11 protein-coding genes are annotated in these 17,624 nt (G+C 51.1%); 8 read left to right on the forward strand and 3 right to left on the reverse strand.

Features of this window, described 5'->3' with window-relative positions; genetic code table 11:
- Window positions 1–33 precede the first annotated feature (33 nt).
- Together ubiG and J7439_RS00515 are read right to left on the reverse strand one after the other, a co-directional pair.
- Window positions 34–759 (reverse strand): bifunctional 2-polyprenyl-6-hydroxyphenol methylase/3-demethylubiquinol 3-O-methyltransferase UbiG, encoded by a 726-nt coding sequence (ubiG, locus tag J7439_RS00510; RefSeq protein WP_353622973.1) that lies wholly within the window; start codon window positions 757–759, stop codon window positions 34–36.
- Window positions 760–1,247: 488 nt separating this feature from the next.
- Window positions 1,248–1,646 (reverse strand): hypothetical protein, encoded by a 399-nt coding sequence (locus J7439_RS00515; RefSeq protein WP_209199664.1) that lies wholly within the window; start codon window positions 1,644–1,646, stop codon window positions 1,248–1,250.
- A 382-nt stretch (window positions 1,647–2,028) separates the two neighbouring features.
- Here J7439_RS00515 and gyrA point away from each other — a divergent pair, with 382 nt between their 5' ends.
- From gyrA to pheA, 3 genes are all read left to right on the forward strand, one after another.
- Window positions 2,029–4,632 (forward strand): DNA gyrase subunit A, encoded by a 2,604-nt coding sequence (gene gyrA, locus J7439_RS00520; protein WP_209199665.1) that lies wholly within the window; start codon window positions 2,029–2,031, stop codon window positions 4,630–4,632.
- A 125-nt stretch (window positions 4,633–4,757) separates the two neighbouring features.
- Window positions 4,758–5,888 (forward strand): 3-phosphoserine/phosphohydroxythreonine transaminase, encoded by a 1,131-nt coding sequence (gene serC, locus J7439_RS00525; RefSeq protein WP_353622974.1) that lies wholly within the window; start codon window positions 4,758–4,760, stop codon window positions 5,886–5,888.
- Entirely contained in the window at window positions 5,888–6,973 is a 1,086-nt protein-coding gene (pheA, locus tag J7439_RS00530) for a prephenate dehydratase (protein ID WP_209199666.1), read from the forward strand. The genes serC and pheA overlap by 1 nt, the downstream gene beginning before the upstream one ends.
- 181 nt (window positions 6,974–7,154) lie before the next feature.
- Here the strand turns inward: pheA and J7439_RS00535 are convergent, their stop codons facing one another.
- Window positions 7,155–10,610 (reverse strand): hypothetical protein, encoded by a 3,456-nt coding sequence (locus J7439_RS00535; RefSeq protein WP_209199667.1) that lies wholly within the window; start codon window positions 10,608–10,610, stop codon window positions 7,155–7,157.
- Between the two features lie 362 nt (window positions 10,611–10,972).
- On the opposite strand from J7439_RS00535, the gene J7439_RS00540 reads away from it, so the two are divergent.
- The 5 genes from J7439_RS00540 (at window position 10,973) to cmk (ending at window position 17,554) form a co-directional block, all read left to right on the forward strand.
- On the forward strand, window positions 10,973–11,908 hold the full coding sequence (locus J7439_RS00540; protein ID WP_209199668.1) for an ankyrin repeat and SOCS box protein: 936 nt from the start codon (window positions 10,973–10,975) through the stop codon (window positions 11,906–11,908).
- Window positions 11,909–11,986: 78 nt separating this feature from the next.
- Window positions 11,987–13,168, forward strand: a complete 1,182-nt coding sequence (locus tag J7439_RS00545; RefSeq protein WP_209199669.1) for an ankyrin repeat domain-containing protein — start codon at window positions 11,987–11,989, stop codon at window positions 13,166–13,168.
- Between the two features lie 210 nt (window positions 13,169–13,378).
- Entirely contained in the window at window positions 13,379–14,494 is a 1,116-nt protein-coding gene (gene hisC / locus J7439_RS00550; protein ID WP_209199670.1) for a histidinol-phosphate transaminase, read from the forward strand.
- Between the two features lie 11 nt (window positions 14,495–14,505).
- Window positions 14,506–16,866 carry a bifunctional prephenate dehydrogenase/3-phosphoshikimate 1-carboxyvinyltransferase gene (locus J7439_RS00555; RefSeq protein WP_209199671.1) on the forward strand — a complete coding sequence of 787 codons (2,361 nt, stop codon included), beginning with the start codon at window positions 14,506–14,508 and terminating at the stop codon, window positions 16,864–16,866.
- The gene (gene cmk / locus J7439_RS00560) at window positions 16,859–17,554 is read left to right on the forward strand and encodes a (d)CMP kinase (RefSeq protein ID WP_353622975.1); all 696 of its coding nucleotides are present in this window, start codon (window positions 16,859–16,861) and stop codon (window positions 17,552–17,554) included. Before J7439_RS00555 ends, cmk begins: the two co-directional genes overlap by 8 nt.
- Window positions 17,555–17,624: the final 70 nt, after the last annotated feature.

Raw genomic sequence — 17,624 nt, forward strand, 5'->3', positions numbered from 1 at the left:
AGTGGTTCTCGTTGCCAGAAACTGAGCCATCAGTTAAGAGGTGGCTGACTTTGAGCCATAAATCAGGTAATTGACGTCTACATCCTTCGGGTTAAGCCGGTACACTTTCGTCAAAGGGTTGTAGGTCATTCCGGTCATGTCATGAATATTCAGTCCCGCTTTTCTCATGTCCCGGGTTAATTCGCTGGGCTTGATAAATTTCTTGTGCTCATGAGTGCCTTTTGGCAGCAGTTTGAGTATGTATTCCGCACCGACAATGGCAAACAGGAATGACTTGGGGTTGCGGTTGATAGTGGCAAAAAAGATCTGTCCACCGGGTTTCAGGAGTTTGCTGCAGGCTTTGATGACGGAAGCCGGGTCGGGAACGTGCTCCAGCATTTCCAGGCAGGTCACCACATCGAACTGGGCGGGCATCTCTTCGGCCAGCTCCTCAGCGGTAATTCGGCGATAGTTCACCTCAACGCCACTTTCCATACTGTGCAGGCGGGCAACAGACAGGGGGGCTTCGCCCATATCAATGCCAGTGACATGAGCACCCCGTTGCGCCATGGACTCACTCAGGATGCCGCCGCCGCAGCCAATATCCACCACCTGTTTGCCGGCCAGCCCGACACGTTCATCAATATAATTCAGGCGCAGGGGGTTGATCTCATGAAGCGGTCTGAATTCGCTGTCCGGGTCCCACCAGCGGCTGGCCAGTTCTTCAAACTTGGCGATTTCTCCGAGGTCCACATTTTGGGCTGAGCGCATGTCGGGCATTGTTCTGATCCGTCAAAGCAGTGTAATTGAGGCAGTCAGGGCTGCCATATCTGCGGATTATACCGTTAATCCTGCAGCCGATCACACTGTTGAGTTTTGGAGTTGTCCGGGAGTGAAAAATTGAACTTCAGTACTGAAGTTAATGTGATTAAGAAGAGATAAGGCTGAACCTTCAAGTACAGCCTTCATGCCGCGTCCAGTGTTTTACCGGCCTGTCCACTGCCTTCAGCACCCATTCTATCCAGTCCGGTGCCGTGGCCCCGATAATGGTGGATGGAACCAGTCCACGTTATAAACGGCAGTGACCGACCCGTTGATCAGTAGGTGGTTCACCTGCTTCATGGTGAGCCGTACACCGCCTTGTACGGGCTGACATAGACTTGCACGTTAAACTCTCCTGAGGCCTGTGGGGGGGGAGATTTCTCCATCAATCCTCTCAACTGGCCTGGTTTCATAAAAAACGTTCAGGCTGTCAAAAGTCAACGCTGTTATTTTTTTTCGTAGGGGGCGAGACGACTGGGGTCCAGCTTTCCGGGATTACCTGGTTTTACCGGTTTAGTTGCTACAACGGCAGGCTCATTTTTTTCATCAGGCGCTGTTTTAGTTGTTTCTGTTTTGTTACTTACCGCCTCAGCCTTCTGAAGGGCACGGTCGGCAAGTGCTTTTTTGACATCCTCTTTTACTTCTGTACCATCGTCAATTGCAGAAGCTAGATAATTGACAAGGTTCCTTAATTCTTTTTTGGTTTCGACAGACCATTTATTCTCAAACCATGCCTGCTTTACTTCGCGTGAACAAGCAGCAGCCAAGTCTAAGTGCTCAGAAACTTTGTTAAATTTCTCCGGGTCAATATTCATTTCGCGGAGAAATTCTGCTCCTATCTTCATGGTAACAATCCTTTGTTGAGTTTAAGTATCAAGCGTCAGTGCTTACTTCAAATCTAGTCCGGTTCAGGAAAAAACACAGGTTTACTCTGTTGGTACTTTTTTGACGATTTCCTGAAAGTGGTTGTCCGCCCTGTGCCATTGATGGACCGGCAAAAAACATATTCCCAAAATGGTTGATGTATCTCGCGGATAAGGCATGAATTGTGGTAACATCGCGGTTTTGAAAATCAATTACCTTAGGCGATCATTCCATTGAGATGCTCTGGGAAAGAGCATTTTTTCTGTTTGGATAAGACTTTATTATCGGTGTCCTGATCCACAGAACTGGGATGGATGCTGACCGCTATCTGTTGGCCGTAAGCAAAAGGACGACTGGGTTTCCATGACTGAAATTGCCAAAGAGATTCTCCCGGTAAATATTGAAGATGAACTCAAGCAGTCCTATCTGGACTACGCCATGAGTGTCATCGTTGGTCGTGCCCTGCCTGATGTACGTGACGGGCTCAAGCCCGTGCACCGGCGCGTACTGTTCGCCATGAGCGAACTGGGCAACGACTGGAACAAGCCTTACAAAAAATCTGCCCGTGTGGTCGGGGATGTGATCGGTAAATACCATCCCCACGGCGACTCTGCAGTCTATGACACCATTGTGCGGATGGCGCAGCCATTTTCCCTGCGCTACATGCTGGTGGATGGTCAGGGTAACTTTGGCTCCATTGACGGTGACTCCGCCGCAGCGATGCGTTACACGGAAATCCGGATGGACAAGATTGCCCATCAGCTGCTGGCGGATCTCGACAAGGAAACCGTAGACTATGTGCCTAACTACGATGGCACAGAGCAGATTCCTGCCGTTTTACCCACCCGTGTCCCTAACCTGCTGGTGAATGGCTCGGCCGGTATCGCGGTGGGTATGGCCACCAATATCCCGCCTCACAATATGACCGAGGTGGTGAATGGCTGTCTGGCGCTGCTGGACGATGAAGCGCTGACGGTTGATGACCTGATGGAGTACATCCCGGGTCCTGACTTTCCTACGGCTGCGATTATCAATGGCCGGGCTGGTATCCTTCAGGCCTATCGCTCTGGTCGTGGTCGCATTTACATTCGTGCCAGGGCCGATATCGAGCACGATGAAAAGAAAAACAAAAGCACCATTATTGTCACCGAGATCCCTTATCAGCTGAATAAGGCACGTCTTATTGAGAAGATTGCCGAGCTGGTAAAAGACCGCAAGATCGAGGGTATTTCCGAGCTGCGCGATGAGTCTGACAAAGACGGCCTGCGTGTGGTTATTGAGCTTCGCCGTGGTGAAAATGCCGAGGTGGTACTCAATAACCTTTATGCCCAGACCCAGCTTGAGTCCGTTTTTGGCATCAACCTGGTGGCTCTGGTGGATGGTCAGCCCAAACTGCTCAACCTGAAAGAGTTCCTGGAAGCCTTTATTCGCCATCGCCGTGAGGTGGTCACCCGACGCACTGTCTATGAGCTGAGAAAGGCCCGTGAGCGTGGTCATATTCTGGAAGGTTTGGCGGTTGCCCTGTCCAATATCGATCCGGTTATCCAGCTGATCAAAGACTCGCCAACACCGGCAGAGGCTAAAGAAAAGCTGATCGCCAAAGGTTGGAATCCCGGCCATATGATGGAGATGGCCGAACGTGCCGGTGCCGATGCCTGTCGTCCGGATGATCTGCCTGAGGCTTATGGTCTCAGGGATGGGCTTTATTACCTGTCGCCAGTTCAGGCCCAGGCCATTCTGGAAATGCGACTGCACCGACTGACCGGTCTTGAGCATGAGAAGCTGCTGTCTGAATACCGTGAGCTGCTGGAGAAAATTGCCGAGCTGATTCTGATCCTCTGTGATCCAATGAAGCTGCGTGCCGTCATCAGGGAAGAGCTTGAGCAGGTTCGGGATGAGTTTGGCGATGAGCGCCGTACCGAGATCACCAGCTCCCGTCGTGATTTGACCGTAGAAGATCTGATTGATGAAGAGGATATGGTGGTCACCCTGTCCCACGGTGGCTATGCCAAGACCACGCCCCTGGATACCTACCAGGCGCAGCGTCGTGGTGGCCGTGGCAAGTCAGCGGCTTCCGTTAAGGAAGAGGACTACGTCGAGCACATGCTGGTGGCTAACACCCATACCCAGATCCTCTGCTTTTCCAGCAAGGGTAAGGTCTATTGGTTGAAGGTCTATCAGATCCCCCAGGCTGGCAGAACCTCCCGTGGTCGACCGATCGTTAATATTCTGCCGCTGGAGCAGAATGAGAAAATCACTGCCATGCTGCCGGTGGAAGAGTTCACCGAAGGTCATTTCGTCTTTATGGCGACGCTGAATGGTACGGTGAAGAAGACACCTCTGGAGCAGTTTGCCCGCCCGCGTTCTTCCGGCCTGATCGCCCTGGGTCTGGATGAAGGGGATACCCTGGTGGGGGCTGAAATTACTACCGGAGATAAGCAGGTGATGCTGCTGTCTAATGGCGGTAAGGCGGTGCGCTTCGAGGAGACTGATGTTCGCGCCATGGGGCGGACAGCCCGTGGTGTCCGTGGTATGAAACTGCCTGAAGGTCAGCGGATTATCTCTCTGATTATTCCGGAGGAAGATACTCAGATTCTGACGGCCAGTGCCAAAGGTTACGGTAAGCGAACTGCCGTTGATGAGTTCCGACTCACCAGTCGTGGTGGTCAGGGGGTTATCTCCATGCAGTGCACGGAGCGTAACGGTGAAATCGTAGGTGCTATCCAGGTGAAGAGCGGCGAGCAGATTATGCTGATTTCTGACCAGGGTACACTGGTGCGGACCGGGGTTGATGGCGTCTCTTCACTGAGCCGTAATACCCAGGGGGTTACGCTGATCCGTGTCTCTGAGGGTGAAAAGCTGGTTGGCGTTGCCCGTGTTGAGGAGCCAGAGGCTGTGGATGCGCCTGAGCTTGAGACTGAAGGGCAGGATGATCCCATTGCCAGCGAAGGGACGCTAGAATCCTGATAGTTTGAAAAACGCCAGCCCAGTGCTGGCGTTTTTCATCGTAAACAGTCACTCACCCGGAGTGAATTAGAGAGTTTGTCGGTAATGATCGGGGTAAACCGCCGTTAAGTGGCGAGGGAGTCATTGTGAAGCCTTGTGTAACAGATGGTGTAAATGATGTTCTGGCGCAGCTGGATAATCGGGTTTACAACTTTTCAGCCGGACCTGCACCGATTCCCTATGAGGTGCTGCAGCAGGCCCGGGATGAGATGATGAACTGGCAGGATGTGGGCGCTTCGGTGATGGAAGTGAGCCATCGGGGCAAGGAATTTCTCGCGGTTGCCCATGGGGCCGAAAAAGACCTGCGTGATCTGTTGAAGATCCCTGATAACTACAAGGTGCTTTTTCTGCAAGGGGGAGCCCGGGGGCAGTTTGCGGCTGTGCCACTGAACCTTAAGGGAGACAAGGTTTTTGCTGACTATGTCAACAGTGGTTACTGGGCCCAGTCAGCTATTAAAGAAGCCCAGCGCTATCTGGATGTGAATATTGTCGCTGATGGCAAGGACAGAGCCTTTAATGCCATGCCCGCCGAAGACCAGTGGCGGATAAGTCAAGATGCCGCCTATTTGCACTACACGCCCAATGAGACCATCGGTGGCCTTGAGTTTTCATTTATACCTGAGACGGGTGATGTGCCGCTGGTGGCGGATATGTCTTCCAATATCTTGTCCGGCCCGATTGATGTCAGCAAGTTTGGTGTTATTTATGCGGGTGCCCAGAAGAATATTGGCCCGGCCGGTCTTACCGTAGTGATTGTTCGTGACAACCTGTTGGAGCGCGGTTCATTGATGTGTCCTGCGGTGCTGGACTATAAGCTGCAGGCGGGCAATGATTCCATGTATAACACACCGCCTACTTTTGCCTGGTATCTTGCCGGTCTGGTCTTTAAATGGCTGAAAAAACAGGGCGGGCTTGCAGCGATTAATGCGCTCAATGAGCGCAAGGCCAACAAGCTGTACGCTCAGATTGATGGCTCCGGTTTTTATCAGAACCCGGTGGACCCAAAGTGGCGCTCCCGCATGAATGTGCCGTTTACACTGATCAATCCGGAGCTGGATGCAACGTTCCTTGCCGAGTCCGAACAGGCAGGCTTTCGTTACCTGAAAGGGCACAAGGCAGTAGGCGGTATGCGGGCAAGTATCTATAATGCAGTGCCAGAGCAGCATGTGGATGCTCTTGTTGACTTCATGAAAGAATTTGAACGGCGGTATGGATAATGGCAGAAGAGAAGTTGGGGCAGTTGCGAATTCAAATTGATTCGCTGGATCAGCAAATCCTTGATCTGATCAGCGAGCGTGCGCGATGTGCCCAGGAAGTGGCCCGTGTAAAAACAGAAGCTGACCCCTCTGCTGTGTTTTACCGACCTGAGCGCGAAGCCCAGGTACTTCGTAATATCATGAAGAAAAATGACGGGCCTTTGAATGACGAAGAGATGGCCCGTCTGTTTCGTGAAATCATGTCGGCGTGTCTGGCGTTGGAAGAGCCGGTCAAGGTCGCTTTTCTGGGGCCGGAAGGCACATTTACCCAGCAGGCTTCCCTGAAGCACTTCGGCCACTCTGCGGTTTGCGTGCCCATGGCGGCCATTGATGAGGTATTCCGGGAAGTGGCTGCCGGTGCGGTCAACTATGGAGTGGTGCCGGTGGAAAACTCCACGGAAGGTGTGGTCAGTCATACCCTGGACAGCTTTCTGGACTCTTCACTGAAGATCTGTGGTGAAGTGGTGCTGCGCATCCATCAACATATGATGGTTTCAGAAAACACCCGGCGGGATCATATCACCCGCATCTACTCCCATGCCCAGTCTTTTGCCCAGTGTCGCAAGTGGCTGGACTCCCACTGGCCCATGGCTGAGCGGGTTGCGGTCAGCTCCAACGCAGAAGCAGCGAAGCGGGTCAAGGGTGAGTGGAATTCTGCGGCCATTGCTGGTGATATGGCGGCAGAAATGTATGGTCTGGAAAAGATCGCCGAGAAAATTGAAGATCGCCCTGATAATTCAACCCGGTTTTTGATCATTGGCAATCAGCCGGTTCCACCCAGTGGTGATGACAAAACGTCAGTGGTCATCAGCATGCGCAACCAGCCGGGAGCGCTCCATGCGATTCTTGAGCCTTTCCATGTTCACAATATCGACCTGACACGGGTTGAGACCCGCCCATCCAGAACCGGCATCTGGAACTATGTGTTTTTTGTGGATTTTGAAGGTCATCAGGATGACCCTGTGGTTGGCAAGGTGCTGGAGAAGCTGGGTGAGCGTGCCAATGACCTCCGTGTGCTTGGTTCTTACCCCAAGGGTGTTCTCTGATCGTTGTTGTCTTAAGCAGACAAAATTATGGTTGTTAAATGTCCAAAGGCTCATGACCGGTGATGAGCCTTATAAGCTGACTTTTTTATCACCCTGCAACAATGAATATGCTTTACGGTCAAAGTGCAGGGCAGGTTGCTACCTGCCTTACCTGGGGATTTCCACGGGAGGCAATCGCGGCCTATATCCAGAACTCTAGTTTCATCTGATTGTAACGATTGTAACCAGACAGAATTTTGTCCAACTCTTTTTGGTCAACTGTGTTGAGCAACTTGAGTGCAGATTGTGCCTGTTCCATGGCGTTAGTAATGTCCACTGGTAATTCTTTTTCAGGCGCAGCTGACAGATGCTCCGGAAAATAATGCAGTGCTATCTGATCATCCAAATTGTGCAATACCTGATAGAGATGCCCTGTTTCTACGCCCCTCTTACCCAGTTCCGCAAGTTTATGGGACAGGTAACAGGCTGCAAGGCTATCCCTTTTTGTCTGGTCCTTTTGGTTTGTATGGCTGGTCTTTTGGTTGATATCCCGTAACTCATCCAAGGCCAATCCCATGGCGAAACCAATCGAAAACCAGTTATGGCTTAATGGCAAATGGCGCAGAAAATCCGGGGTCAGCGGTTTTGAAATGGCCGAGGCGGCAGTGTTGCCATCACCCTGGTTATAGAGTGGTTTGACTGTGGGTGGCTTTTCAGGACTTAGGTTCTGAAATAACGACAACGCTTTTTTGTGAGTGGCAATGAAGTTATCCAGCTGTGTTATTACCAAGTGGTTGGATTCGGCAGCTTTATGCAGGGCGTATAAAATATGGGCCGGAGTAAGCTCGGGCTGACAACGAAATGCTGCAAGCAGTACAAGCCATAAATGGTGAGATTGTTCTTGGGTGGCGTCATCGAAAGTAGATTGGTTGAGAATTCCCTTGCGGATTGGCCATGATACTCCCAGGGCATCTCCAAGAGCGTCAGCAGGGATCTGGAGCTTGGCGAGTTCGGTAGACAAAAAGTAATTTTGGTGGAGCAGTATGCCTTTTTTTACAGGGGTCATTAGTACTTTATTGTTTTTCATGGGTTCAATCAGCTGATATGCACAAGTGATGTTGTCAATCTCAGGGTGGCGCATCATTTTCACCAACTCATTTGTGGTCATGCTGCCCCCTTGTTTATCCAGAACTTTTTTTAGCAGGATCTGAGTTGACAGTTCAGTGTCTCTTTTTGAGATGGCTTGCAGATCCTGATCCATCATCAGTTCCGGATATCCGGCCGCATAGGCAATTGTTGCCGTCGGGACTTTATATAGGTAGCCATCATTTTGGAAAATCTTATGCAGCTTGAAGAAATCCAGCTGATAAGCCAACGCAACATTGTCATCAACAGCCTTTACAGCGGGTGGCCATTGAGTCGGGAACCGACTCGGGTCAAATACAATACCGAAATTTTTACAGTGTAATTTAATCAGATCCAATCTTGAGATACCCGCCAGCATTGACAGCAGTGTTTCATTGGTTATCGTGAGTTTTTCACGGATTAACCCATTTTCTCGCTCTAAGGCAGGCAGGGATAAATAGTTATGCTGCGCAAATATCAGTGAATGTATAGTTTCTTTAATGTTGGCAATATCTGCTAATGGAAATCCCAGATAGATGGCAAACAGTAGCTGCTCATCGGCTGATACGCCCCAGGTAATTTTACTGTCCAAATTGTTCCAGTATACAGTGCTGTCCAGTTGTGTTTCAGACAGCTGGGAACATTCAGTGCCGGAGATGACACTCCGTTCAAGCATCGGGGCGACGTTGTTTGCAGTAACAGTGGAAGGCTTTGCTTTTACTATCTTCGTGGCGGCCGATTCAGTAGCTGGATTGTCAGTGGCTGGCCTTTTCAATGATTTGAGTCTATTCCCACTATTTGCAACTGTGCTGATCATAGATCTAAGAAATATTATGTTTTCCGACCCGAGAGCGGGAATAATCCGCGCCGTTAATTGTCCCTGCTCAAAAGCTTTAGCGATCTCCCCGGGTAATTTTTTTTCAGGCTGGTCATCCGAATGCTTTGGAAAATAAGTCAGTGTTGCTTGATCGTCCAGGGTTTTCAGTGCCTGGTAAAGATGACCTGTTTCCAACCCTTTTTGAACCAGTATCCGGGATAATGCCGGAGCAGCAAGGCTCAGCTTAAATCGGCTTGGCAGACCGTTTTCCGTGATCGTCCTGGAACCAATGCTTTCCAGCTCATCCGCCGATAGCCCCATGGTTAAACCAATCAAAAACCAGTTATGGCTTAATGGCAGGTTACGCAAAAAATCCAGGGTCAACGGTTGCGAACTGACAATCCCGTTAGAGTTGTCATCTTCCGGCAGATAGAGTGGTTTGAGTTCAGGTAACTCTTCAGGAGTGAATTCGTTTAGCCAGGGTAAACGTGTATTCCTTTTGTCTGATTTTTTATCCTTTTCTATCCATTTTTCTAACTCTTCGCGACAACCACTGGCACTGCCTGCTTCCCGCAGTGCATGGATAATGTGCCCGGGTGTGAGTCGGGGGGAGCAAAGGATTGCTTGATTGAATAAATCATCGAACATTTCTTGATTGCTTACCAAGTTATAATCTCTATCAACAATTTTCTGGATGATATGCAACGGTACCCCCAGTGCCCGGCCCAAATGTTCAGCGTTTATCCCAAGCACTGAAACCTGGTATGTCAGATCGACAATCTGCTGATTCCAGCTTAAGTTATGGCTGCGGAAAAAAGGTATGGTGTTGCCTTTCAGCGATTCAATGAGGCGGTACGCGCAGCTGATAATCATAATCTCAGGATTGTGCATTATTTTAACTATTTCATTTGTGCTAATGCTCCCACCGTGTTTATCCAGGATTTTTTTCAAAAGGACTTTGTTTGCTTCATCGTTTGCTACTCCAGAGCATTGTTTAATATGCTGATCATCCATCAGTTCCGGGTATCCGGCAGCATAGGCTAATGTTGTCGTCGGAATATCATAAAAAAAACCGCATTTTGCTTTTTGGAAGATCTTATTCAGCTTGAAAATATCCAGCTTATGATTCAGCGCAGCATCAGTATCAGCAGCCTGTACACAGGCAGGCCAGTCAGATAAGAACTGACTCTGGTCAACGGCAATACCAGACGTTTTACAGTGCAATTTCACCAGTTCTGGTTTTGAGATATTTGCCAGCACCATGAGCAGTTGTTCATGGGTTATCTTGCAGTTTTCTTCAATTAAAATGCGATCCATTAGCTGAAAAGGCTGGGTTGAATCATGACGAGTCGGCAATTTTCGTTGGAATGCCAATAATTTATTTAACGGAAGATCCAGATAAACAGCGAACAGATACACATTGCCGAACGTTAGACTTTCTCTGATTTGCTGGTGCAATTCCCCCCAATTCACAAAGTCGCCCGGTTGTGTTGCAGGCAAAGACCCGGAGGCGGCACTCCGTGCAGATATGGCAACTGTGGATGTTAATGATTCCGGCTCAATGGGTTCAGAGCCGCCTCCGGCAACGGCGACACGCTTTCCGGCAAAAGGGGAAATTGACGAATAACGGCTTGATGGCTCGTGGTCTGCCAATCCCGGGAGCCTGGCAGGTGGATCAGATGGAGGGATCCGTTGATGAGCGGTTGAATTAATCATGAAACTGTCTCCAAAATTTTCATTGTTCAATGTCCAACGGCAGATGACTGTTAATAGGGATTGGTAATCCGTGTTTTCGGTCACCCTGCATAATGAATATGCCAAACTCTCCGGGAGGCTGTCCGGGAATAATCTGTGCTGTGCAGCAGTTGCTCCTGCATTAAATTGTTATGCCTGGCTTGGAGAATTAACACTGAAAAAGCTGTATGACTGATTTAGACGATCGGACAGAAAAAAAGTTCAGTCGTCATTACTTAAACGCCTCACGAGACTGTCTTCCTGGCAGTAATAGCTGGAGCTGACGATCCAGAAAGCAGTCTTGTCCCGGCGTTGACCAAACACTGGACGATGTGGAAGTCGTTATGATTACACTGTTGAGAGTCATTACAAATGCTCTGTTTGGCGCAGCAGACGAACTGTCCCCGGAGGACAAAAATCTGTTCAAGGCAGCCGGGAATGGCGACCCGGGATCGGTGAAGGCGCTGTTGGAACAGGGGGCTGATATTGAGGCCAGGGACTGGTCTGGCAAAACCCCGCTATTTCTTGCGGTAATGTCGGAAAACCCGGAAGTTCTCAACGTTCTTCTGGCTGCAGATGCCTGCCTTAATGCCCGCGATTGTTATGGTCAAACTCCGTTGCACAAAGCCCGTAGCCGTGAGATTGTCAACGAGCTGCTGGCTTGGGGAGCCGATATTGAGGCCAGGGATAATGATAAAGCAACGCCACTCATTTGTGCGATTACACATCATGACAGACTGGAGGCGACCAGGGCGCTTCTGTTCGCAGGTGCCAATATTGAGGCTGCTGATGAATTTCAACGGACACCATTGCATCTTGCGGCTAGCTCTAAGTGCTACGACTTGCGGTATATGGAGGTACTTCTGTCCGAGGGGGCCAATCTTGAAGCCAGGGAAGAAAGTACAGGATATACCCCGTTGCATGAAGCAGTATTTAGTGGTTCGGGCAAGAAAGTACAAGTATTGGTGGCTGAGGGTGCCAACTATAAGGCGCTAGATTGGAATAGGAGTACACCGTTGCATGTGGCCATGGGCAGAATTGACAAATTGGATGACCTGCTGGCAGCGGCTGGCAGGTTTGACAGCATCGATTCGGATAATGAGCCGGTTAGTTTTCAGCCCCAGTCACTTCAGGCCTGCGCCCGTACCGCTATCCGCTCGCGCCTGGTTAAACACCGGAAAAATACCGGACAACCGTTGTCAGAATCGGTGCAGGATCTGCCGCTGGATCCGACGCTGAAAGCCTATCTCTATAAGCCCCTCATGGGAACTTATCTATAATCAGCGGCTACTTGTTTTAATCGTCGGTATTTAAACTCCCCTTGGGATTATCTTTTTGATAATTTGTTGGAGCTATTGATGAATACCCCATCAAGCAGGTCTGAACCAGGCGATAAGCAAACACTGGAAGCGTTGCAAGTTAGCGAATTATTAAACGACAGTGATTTTAATTTGCTTGATGCAGCCAGCCATGGAGATCTGGCATCGGTGAAGGCTTTGCTGGAACAGGGGGCTGATATTGAGTCCAGGGACCAGGCGGGCAGAACCCCGCTGTTTCTGGCGGTAATGTCGGAAATTCCGGACGTTGTCAACATTCTTCTGGACGCAGGGGCCAGAGTCAATACCTGCGATCGTGATTATCGAACTCCGTTGCATGAGGCCCGTAGCCAGGCGATTGTGAAAGCGCTTTTGGCCAGGGGAGCTGATCTTGAGGCCAAAGGCAGGCGAGAAGAAACTCCACTGATATCTGTGGTTTCTGATCCAGACAGCTTTGGGGCTGTAAAGGCACTTCTGGTCGCAGGTGCCAGCGTTAATGCCCGCAATCGTTTTGGTCGAACTCCGTTGCATATTGCCCGTAGCCAGGCGGTTGTGAAAGAGCTTCTGGCCCGGGGAGCCGATATTGAGGCCAGGGATAATTATCAGGCGACGCCATTACTTTTTGCGGTTTCAGAAGCTTATGAGCCGAAGGTGATCAAGGCACTATTGGCCGCGGGTGCCGATCTTGAGGCTACTGATCAATTCGGCCGGACGCCATTGCACCATGCGGCTGGTAATGGTGGATGCCACCTGCAGCATATCAGTGTGCTGCTGTCTGAGGGGGCCAACCTTGAAGCCAGAGATAGTAACAGGCAATATACCCCGTTGCATAAAGCGGCAATGAGGGCTTTCGGCAAGAAAGTAAGAGTGCTGCTGGCTGAGGGGGCCAACTATAACGCAAAAAACAGCAGGGGCCAGACACCGTTGGACGTTATAGGCTGCAGCAACGAAGGCTTAAAAGCTCTGTTGGATTCAGGTGCCAGGTGTAATCGCAGACTGACTGGCAGGAGGAGTTGCCTTATTCCGTGTAATTTTCAGCCCCACTCACTTCAGGCCTGCGCTCGCACCGCTATTCGATCGCGCCTGGTTGAACACCGGAAAAAAACCGGACAACCGTTGTCGGAATCGGTGCAGGATCTGCCGCTGGATCCGACGCTGAAAGCCTATCTCTATAAGCCCCTGATGTGGGAATTTATCTATAACCAGGGACTGTATTCGTCTTAGTCGTCAGTACTTGAATTTCCCCCGGGATTATCTTCTTGACAATAGTTGAAGCTGATAACAACATTTTCAGGCTGTATTTGCCCGAAAAGCGTATAACCGCTGAAATTTTCCATAATCAATAAAAATTGCCACGAGTTGGAAATGGCTTTTTCATCGTCTTAAGTGAGTGAGCCCGTTTTCAAGTTTCATAACCCAACTGAAGGTCAAATTATGTCCTGTGATTTTCTGCAGCTGGCGGTACCCGGAGTAAGAGGAATGAGTCCTTATCAACCAGGCAAGCCTATTGAGGAGCTTGCCAGGGAGCAGGGCTTGAAGGTTGAGGATATTGTCAAACTGGCCAGTAATGAAAACCCTCTGGGGCCACCACCTTCTGCGCTGAAAGCAATGGCCGAATCCCTGGCAGAGCTGGCCCGTTATCCCGATGGCAGCAGTTATCAGTTAAAACAGGCGCTGGCAGAAAAACTGAAGGTGGCACCGGAGCAATTAACCCTGGGCAATGGGTCCAATGATGTGCTGGTGCTTCTGGCGGAGTCGTTTCTGGATACCAGCAGTTCTGCGGTTTTTTCTCAGTATGCTTTTGTTGTTTATCCTCTGGCTGTGAAGGCCGTCGGTGCTGAGAGTATTGTGGTTCCAGCGCTTAACTATGGTCATGATCTGGATGCCATGGCGGCAGCGATCCAGGCCAATACCCGGATTGTCTTCCTGGCAAACCCTAATAATCCCACCGGTACCAGCTTCAGTGAACAGGATCTGCTGTGTTTTCTTGGCAAGGTGCCGGAAGAGGTGATCGTTGTCCTTGATGAGGCCTATTTTGAGTATGGGGTGGGTGGTGACCTGCCTGATGGTATTGACCTGCTTGACCGCTATCCCAATCTGGTGGTGACCCGAACCTTTTCCAAGGCTTATGGGCTGGCGGGGGCCCGGGTCGGTTATTCGATATCCAATCCTGAAATAGCCGATGTGCTGAACCGTTTGAGGCAGCCATTTAACCTGAATCTTCCTGCTCAGTTCGGTGCGGTTGCCGCGCTGAAAGATGATGCTTATCTGCAGCAGTCCATTGAGATTAATCAGCAGGGGATGGCATTCCTGGAGCAGGGGTTTGCCGGCCTTGGGCTGAACTGGATCCCTTCATCGGGTAATTTCATCACCGTTGATCTCAAGCGGAATGCCATGCCGGTCTATGAAGGGTTGTTGTCCAAAGGCATTATTGTTCGGCCAGTGGCCAATTACGGCATGCCTGAGCACCTTCGTATTTCCATTGGTTTGCCGGAAGAAAATCGTCGTTGTCTGGAAGCGCTGAGCCAGGTTCTTGGTCAGTCGTCGTAAGGAGTGCGTTTGTGAAAACAGTTGATACACTGCTGGTGGTTGGGTTGGGCCTGATCGGGGGATCTTTTGCAGCGGCGGTAAAGTCCGCCGGTGCGTGTCGGCAAGTGTATGGTTATGACCAGGATAAAGCCTCACTGGAAGAGGCCGAGGCGCTCGGGATCATTGATTATGGCTGCGAAAGCCTCTCCGACGGTGTTGCCGCTGCTGATGTGATTATGCTGGCTGTGCCCATGCTGGCAATGAAGCCCGTTCTTGCGCAGCTATCTTCCTGCTTGCCCGATGGCGTTCCTGCTGAAAAAGTGATTACCGATGCCGGGTCCAGTAAAAAAGCGCTGCTTGATGCCGCCCATGAGGTCTTTGGCAAAGTTCCCTCCTGGCTGGTACCTGGCCATCCAATTGCAGGGTCGGAAAAAAGTGGTGTCGGTGCCGCAAAAGCTTCCCTGTTTCAGGCCCATGATGTCATCCTCACCCCATTGGCAAATACTGACTCTGTGGCACTGGCAAAGGTCAAGATGCTTTGGGAGGCCTGTGGGGCAGTGGTTACCAGTATGGATCCCTATCATCATGATGAGGTTCTGGCAAAGACCAGCCACCTTCCCCATTTCCTGGCATTCTCACTGGTGGATACGCTGGCCGGGAATCCGGATAATCAGGATATTTTTCGCTTTGCTGCGGGCGGCTTTCGGGATTTTACCCGGATCGCTGGCAGCGACCCTATTATGTGGCATGATGTGGCACTGGGTAATCATCAGGCGGTGCTGGAAGCACTGGATGAATTTACCGAGGGCCTTCAGGTACTCCGGGAAGCGATTTTGCAGAAAAACAGTCAGTCGCTGCTGGGAATATTCAGTCGTGCACAATCAGCGCGTCAGCATTTCTCTTCTCTGCTGGAGAGCAGAAAGCAGCGGGTGAAGTCATTGCCTGATTCTGTCATGGCTACTGGTTTTTCGGGCTCTGTGTTGATTGAAGGTGAAGATTCAGTTAAAGAAGCTAGGGACACTATGAAAGAAAGTACCCAGACATTTATTGCCAGCCCGGGAGGGGCTATCTCCGGTGAGTTACGTGTTCCCGGAGATAAGTCTATCTCTCATCGTTCCATCATGCTGGGTGCCCTGGCGGAAGGGGAAACAGTGATTGAAGGGTTTCTCGAAGGCGAGGATGCCCTGGCAACCCTGAAGGCATTTCGGGATATGGGGGTTCAGATTGATGGCCCCTATCTTGGCAAGGTCACTATTCAGGGAGTTGGCATGCATGGCCTCAAGCCGCCGGAAGGGCCGCTTTATCTCGGTAATGCCGGCACTGCCATGCGCTTGATGGCCGGGTTGATGGCAGCCCAGTCCTTTGATGTAACATTAACCGGTGATCACTCCCTGTCCGGTCGCCCCATGAATCGGGTGGTGGACCCTCTTGGCCAGATGGGTGCCGCCATCGAGACCTCAGAAGGTGGTCGCCCACCTCTGAAGATCAAAGGCGGCACACGGTTGCAGGGTATTGAGTATCATCTGCCAATGGCTTCGGCCCAGGTGCAGTCCTGCCTGTTACTGGCGGGCATGTACGCAGATGGTGAAACGGTGACGGTTGCTCCGGGTATTGTTCGTGACCACACCAACCGTATGCTGAATGGCTTTGGTTATAAGGTCTCTGTCGATGGTGAGAATGGCAGCAGGGTCGCGATTAAAGGAGGAGGCAAGCTGACGGCTACCCGAATCGATGTGCCTTCCGATGTGTCTTCAGCGGCGTTCTTTATGGTGGCAGCCTCAATCGCCGAGGGGTCAGAGGTCCGTCTTTGCCATGTTGGCATGAACCCGACCCGTTCTGGTGTGGTTGAGATCCTGCAGCTGATGGGGGCGGATATTACCCTTGAAAACGAGTCCGTTGTGGGTGGCGAGCCTGTGGCCGACCTGGTAGTGCGTTCTGCGCCGCTGAAGGGTATTGATATTCCTGAGCGTCTGGTACCCATCGCCATTGATGAATTTCCGGTGCTTTTTGTTGCAGCAGCCTGTGCAGAAGGCAGAACGCTGCTCACGGGTGCCCGTGAGCTTCGGGTGAAAGAGAGTGACCGGATTCAGGCCATGGCCGATGGCTTGATTGCCCTGGGTATTGATGCACAACCACTGCCTGATGGTATGATGATCAATGGTTCCGGTAATGCTGCTTCTGAAAAGAAGGGGAAGCCTGTATTTAACGGTGGCACTATTGACAGCCATGGCGATCACCGGATTGCCATGTCATTCGCAGTAGCTGCACTGCGGGCAAAGGACGATATTCGCATTCTTGACTGTGCAAATGTGGCGACTTCATTCCCGGATTTTGCAGGCCTGGCCAATCGAGCCGGTATGCGTATTGTGGTAAAGGTAAATACCAGTGAGTGAGTCTCAGACACCAGTGACAGTGGTCACCATTGATGGTCCCAGCGGGTCTGGCAAGGGAACGATTGCAGCCCTGCTGGCCAGAGAGCTTGGCTGGAGGTTGCTGGACAGTGGGGCGTTGTATCGGTTAACCGCTCTGGCAGCGATGAATCATGGGGTTGATTTTGCCGATGAATCATCGCTGGAGGTTTTGGCAGGCCACCTTGATGTTCAGTTCTTGCCATCAGAATCAGGCGCAGGTCTGACCATTATTCTCGAAGGTGAGCGGGTGGGTGCCAGTCTGCGGACGGAAGAGGTGGGTGCCATGGCTTCCAGGGTTGCGGCACTGCCGGGTGTTCGGGCGGCGCTGTTGCAACGGCAGCGCGACTTTGCCGAGCTGCCGGGTCTGGTGGCTGATGGCCGCGATATGGGGACGGTTGTGTTTCCCGATGCGGCGCTGAAAGTCTTCCTGACCGCCAGCGCCGAAGAGCGGGCCAAAAGACGTTATGTCCAGTTGCATCAAAAAGGGATTGATGCTAGTTTTGATCGCCTTTTGGCAGATATTCAGGCCAGAGATGAGCGAGATAGCCAGAGAGCTGTAGCGCCGCTCAAGCCTGCCGATGATGCCATCATTCTTGACAGTACCCGCATGAGTATCCAGGAGGTATTCAACAAGGTGCTGGAACAGATGCGCCGGAGAGGGCTGGTTTAGGGATTTTCCTGACAGCCTTCCAGGTTGCAGGGAAGTGGGTTCTCCACTTCAGTAAGCCTGAGTGCGCCAC

It is taken from the genome of Salinisphaera sp. G21_0, assembly GCF_017744115.1.
GTDB lineage: Bacteria > Pseudomonadota > Gammaproteobacteria > Pseudomonadales > Endozoicomonadaceae > Endozoicomonas.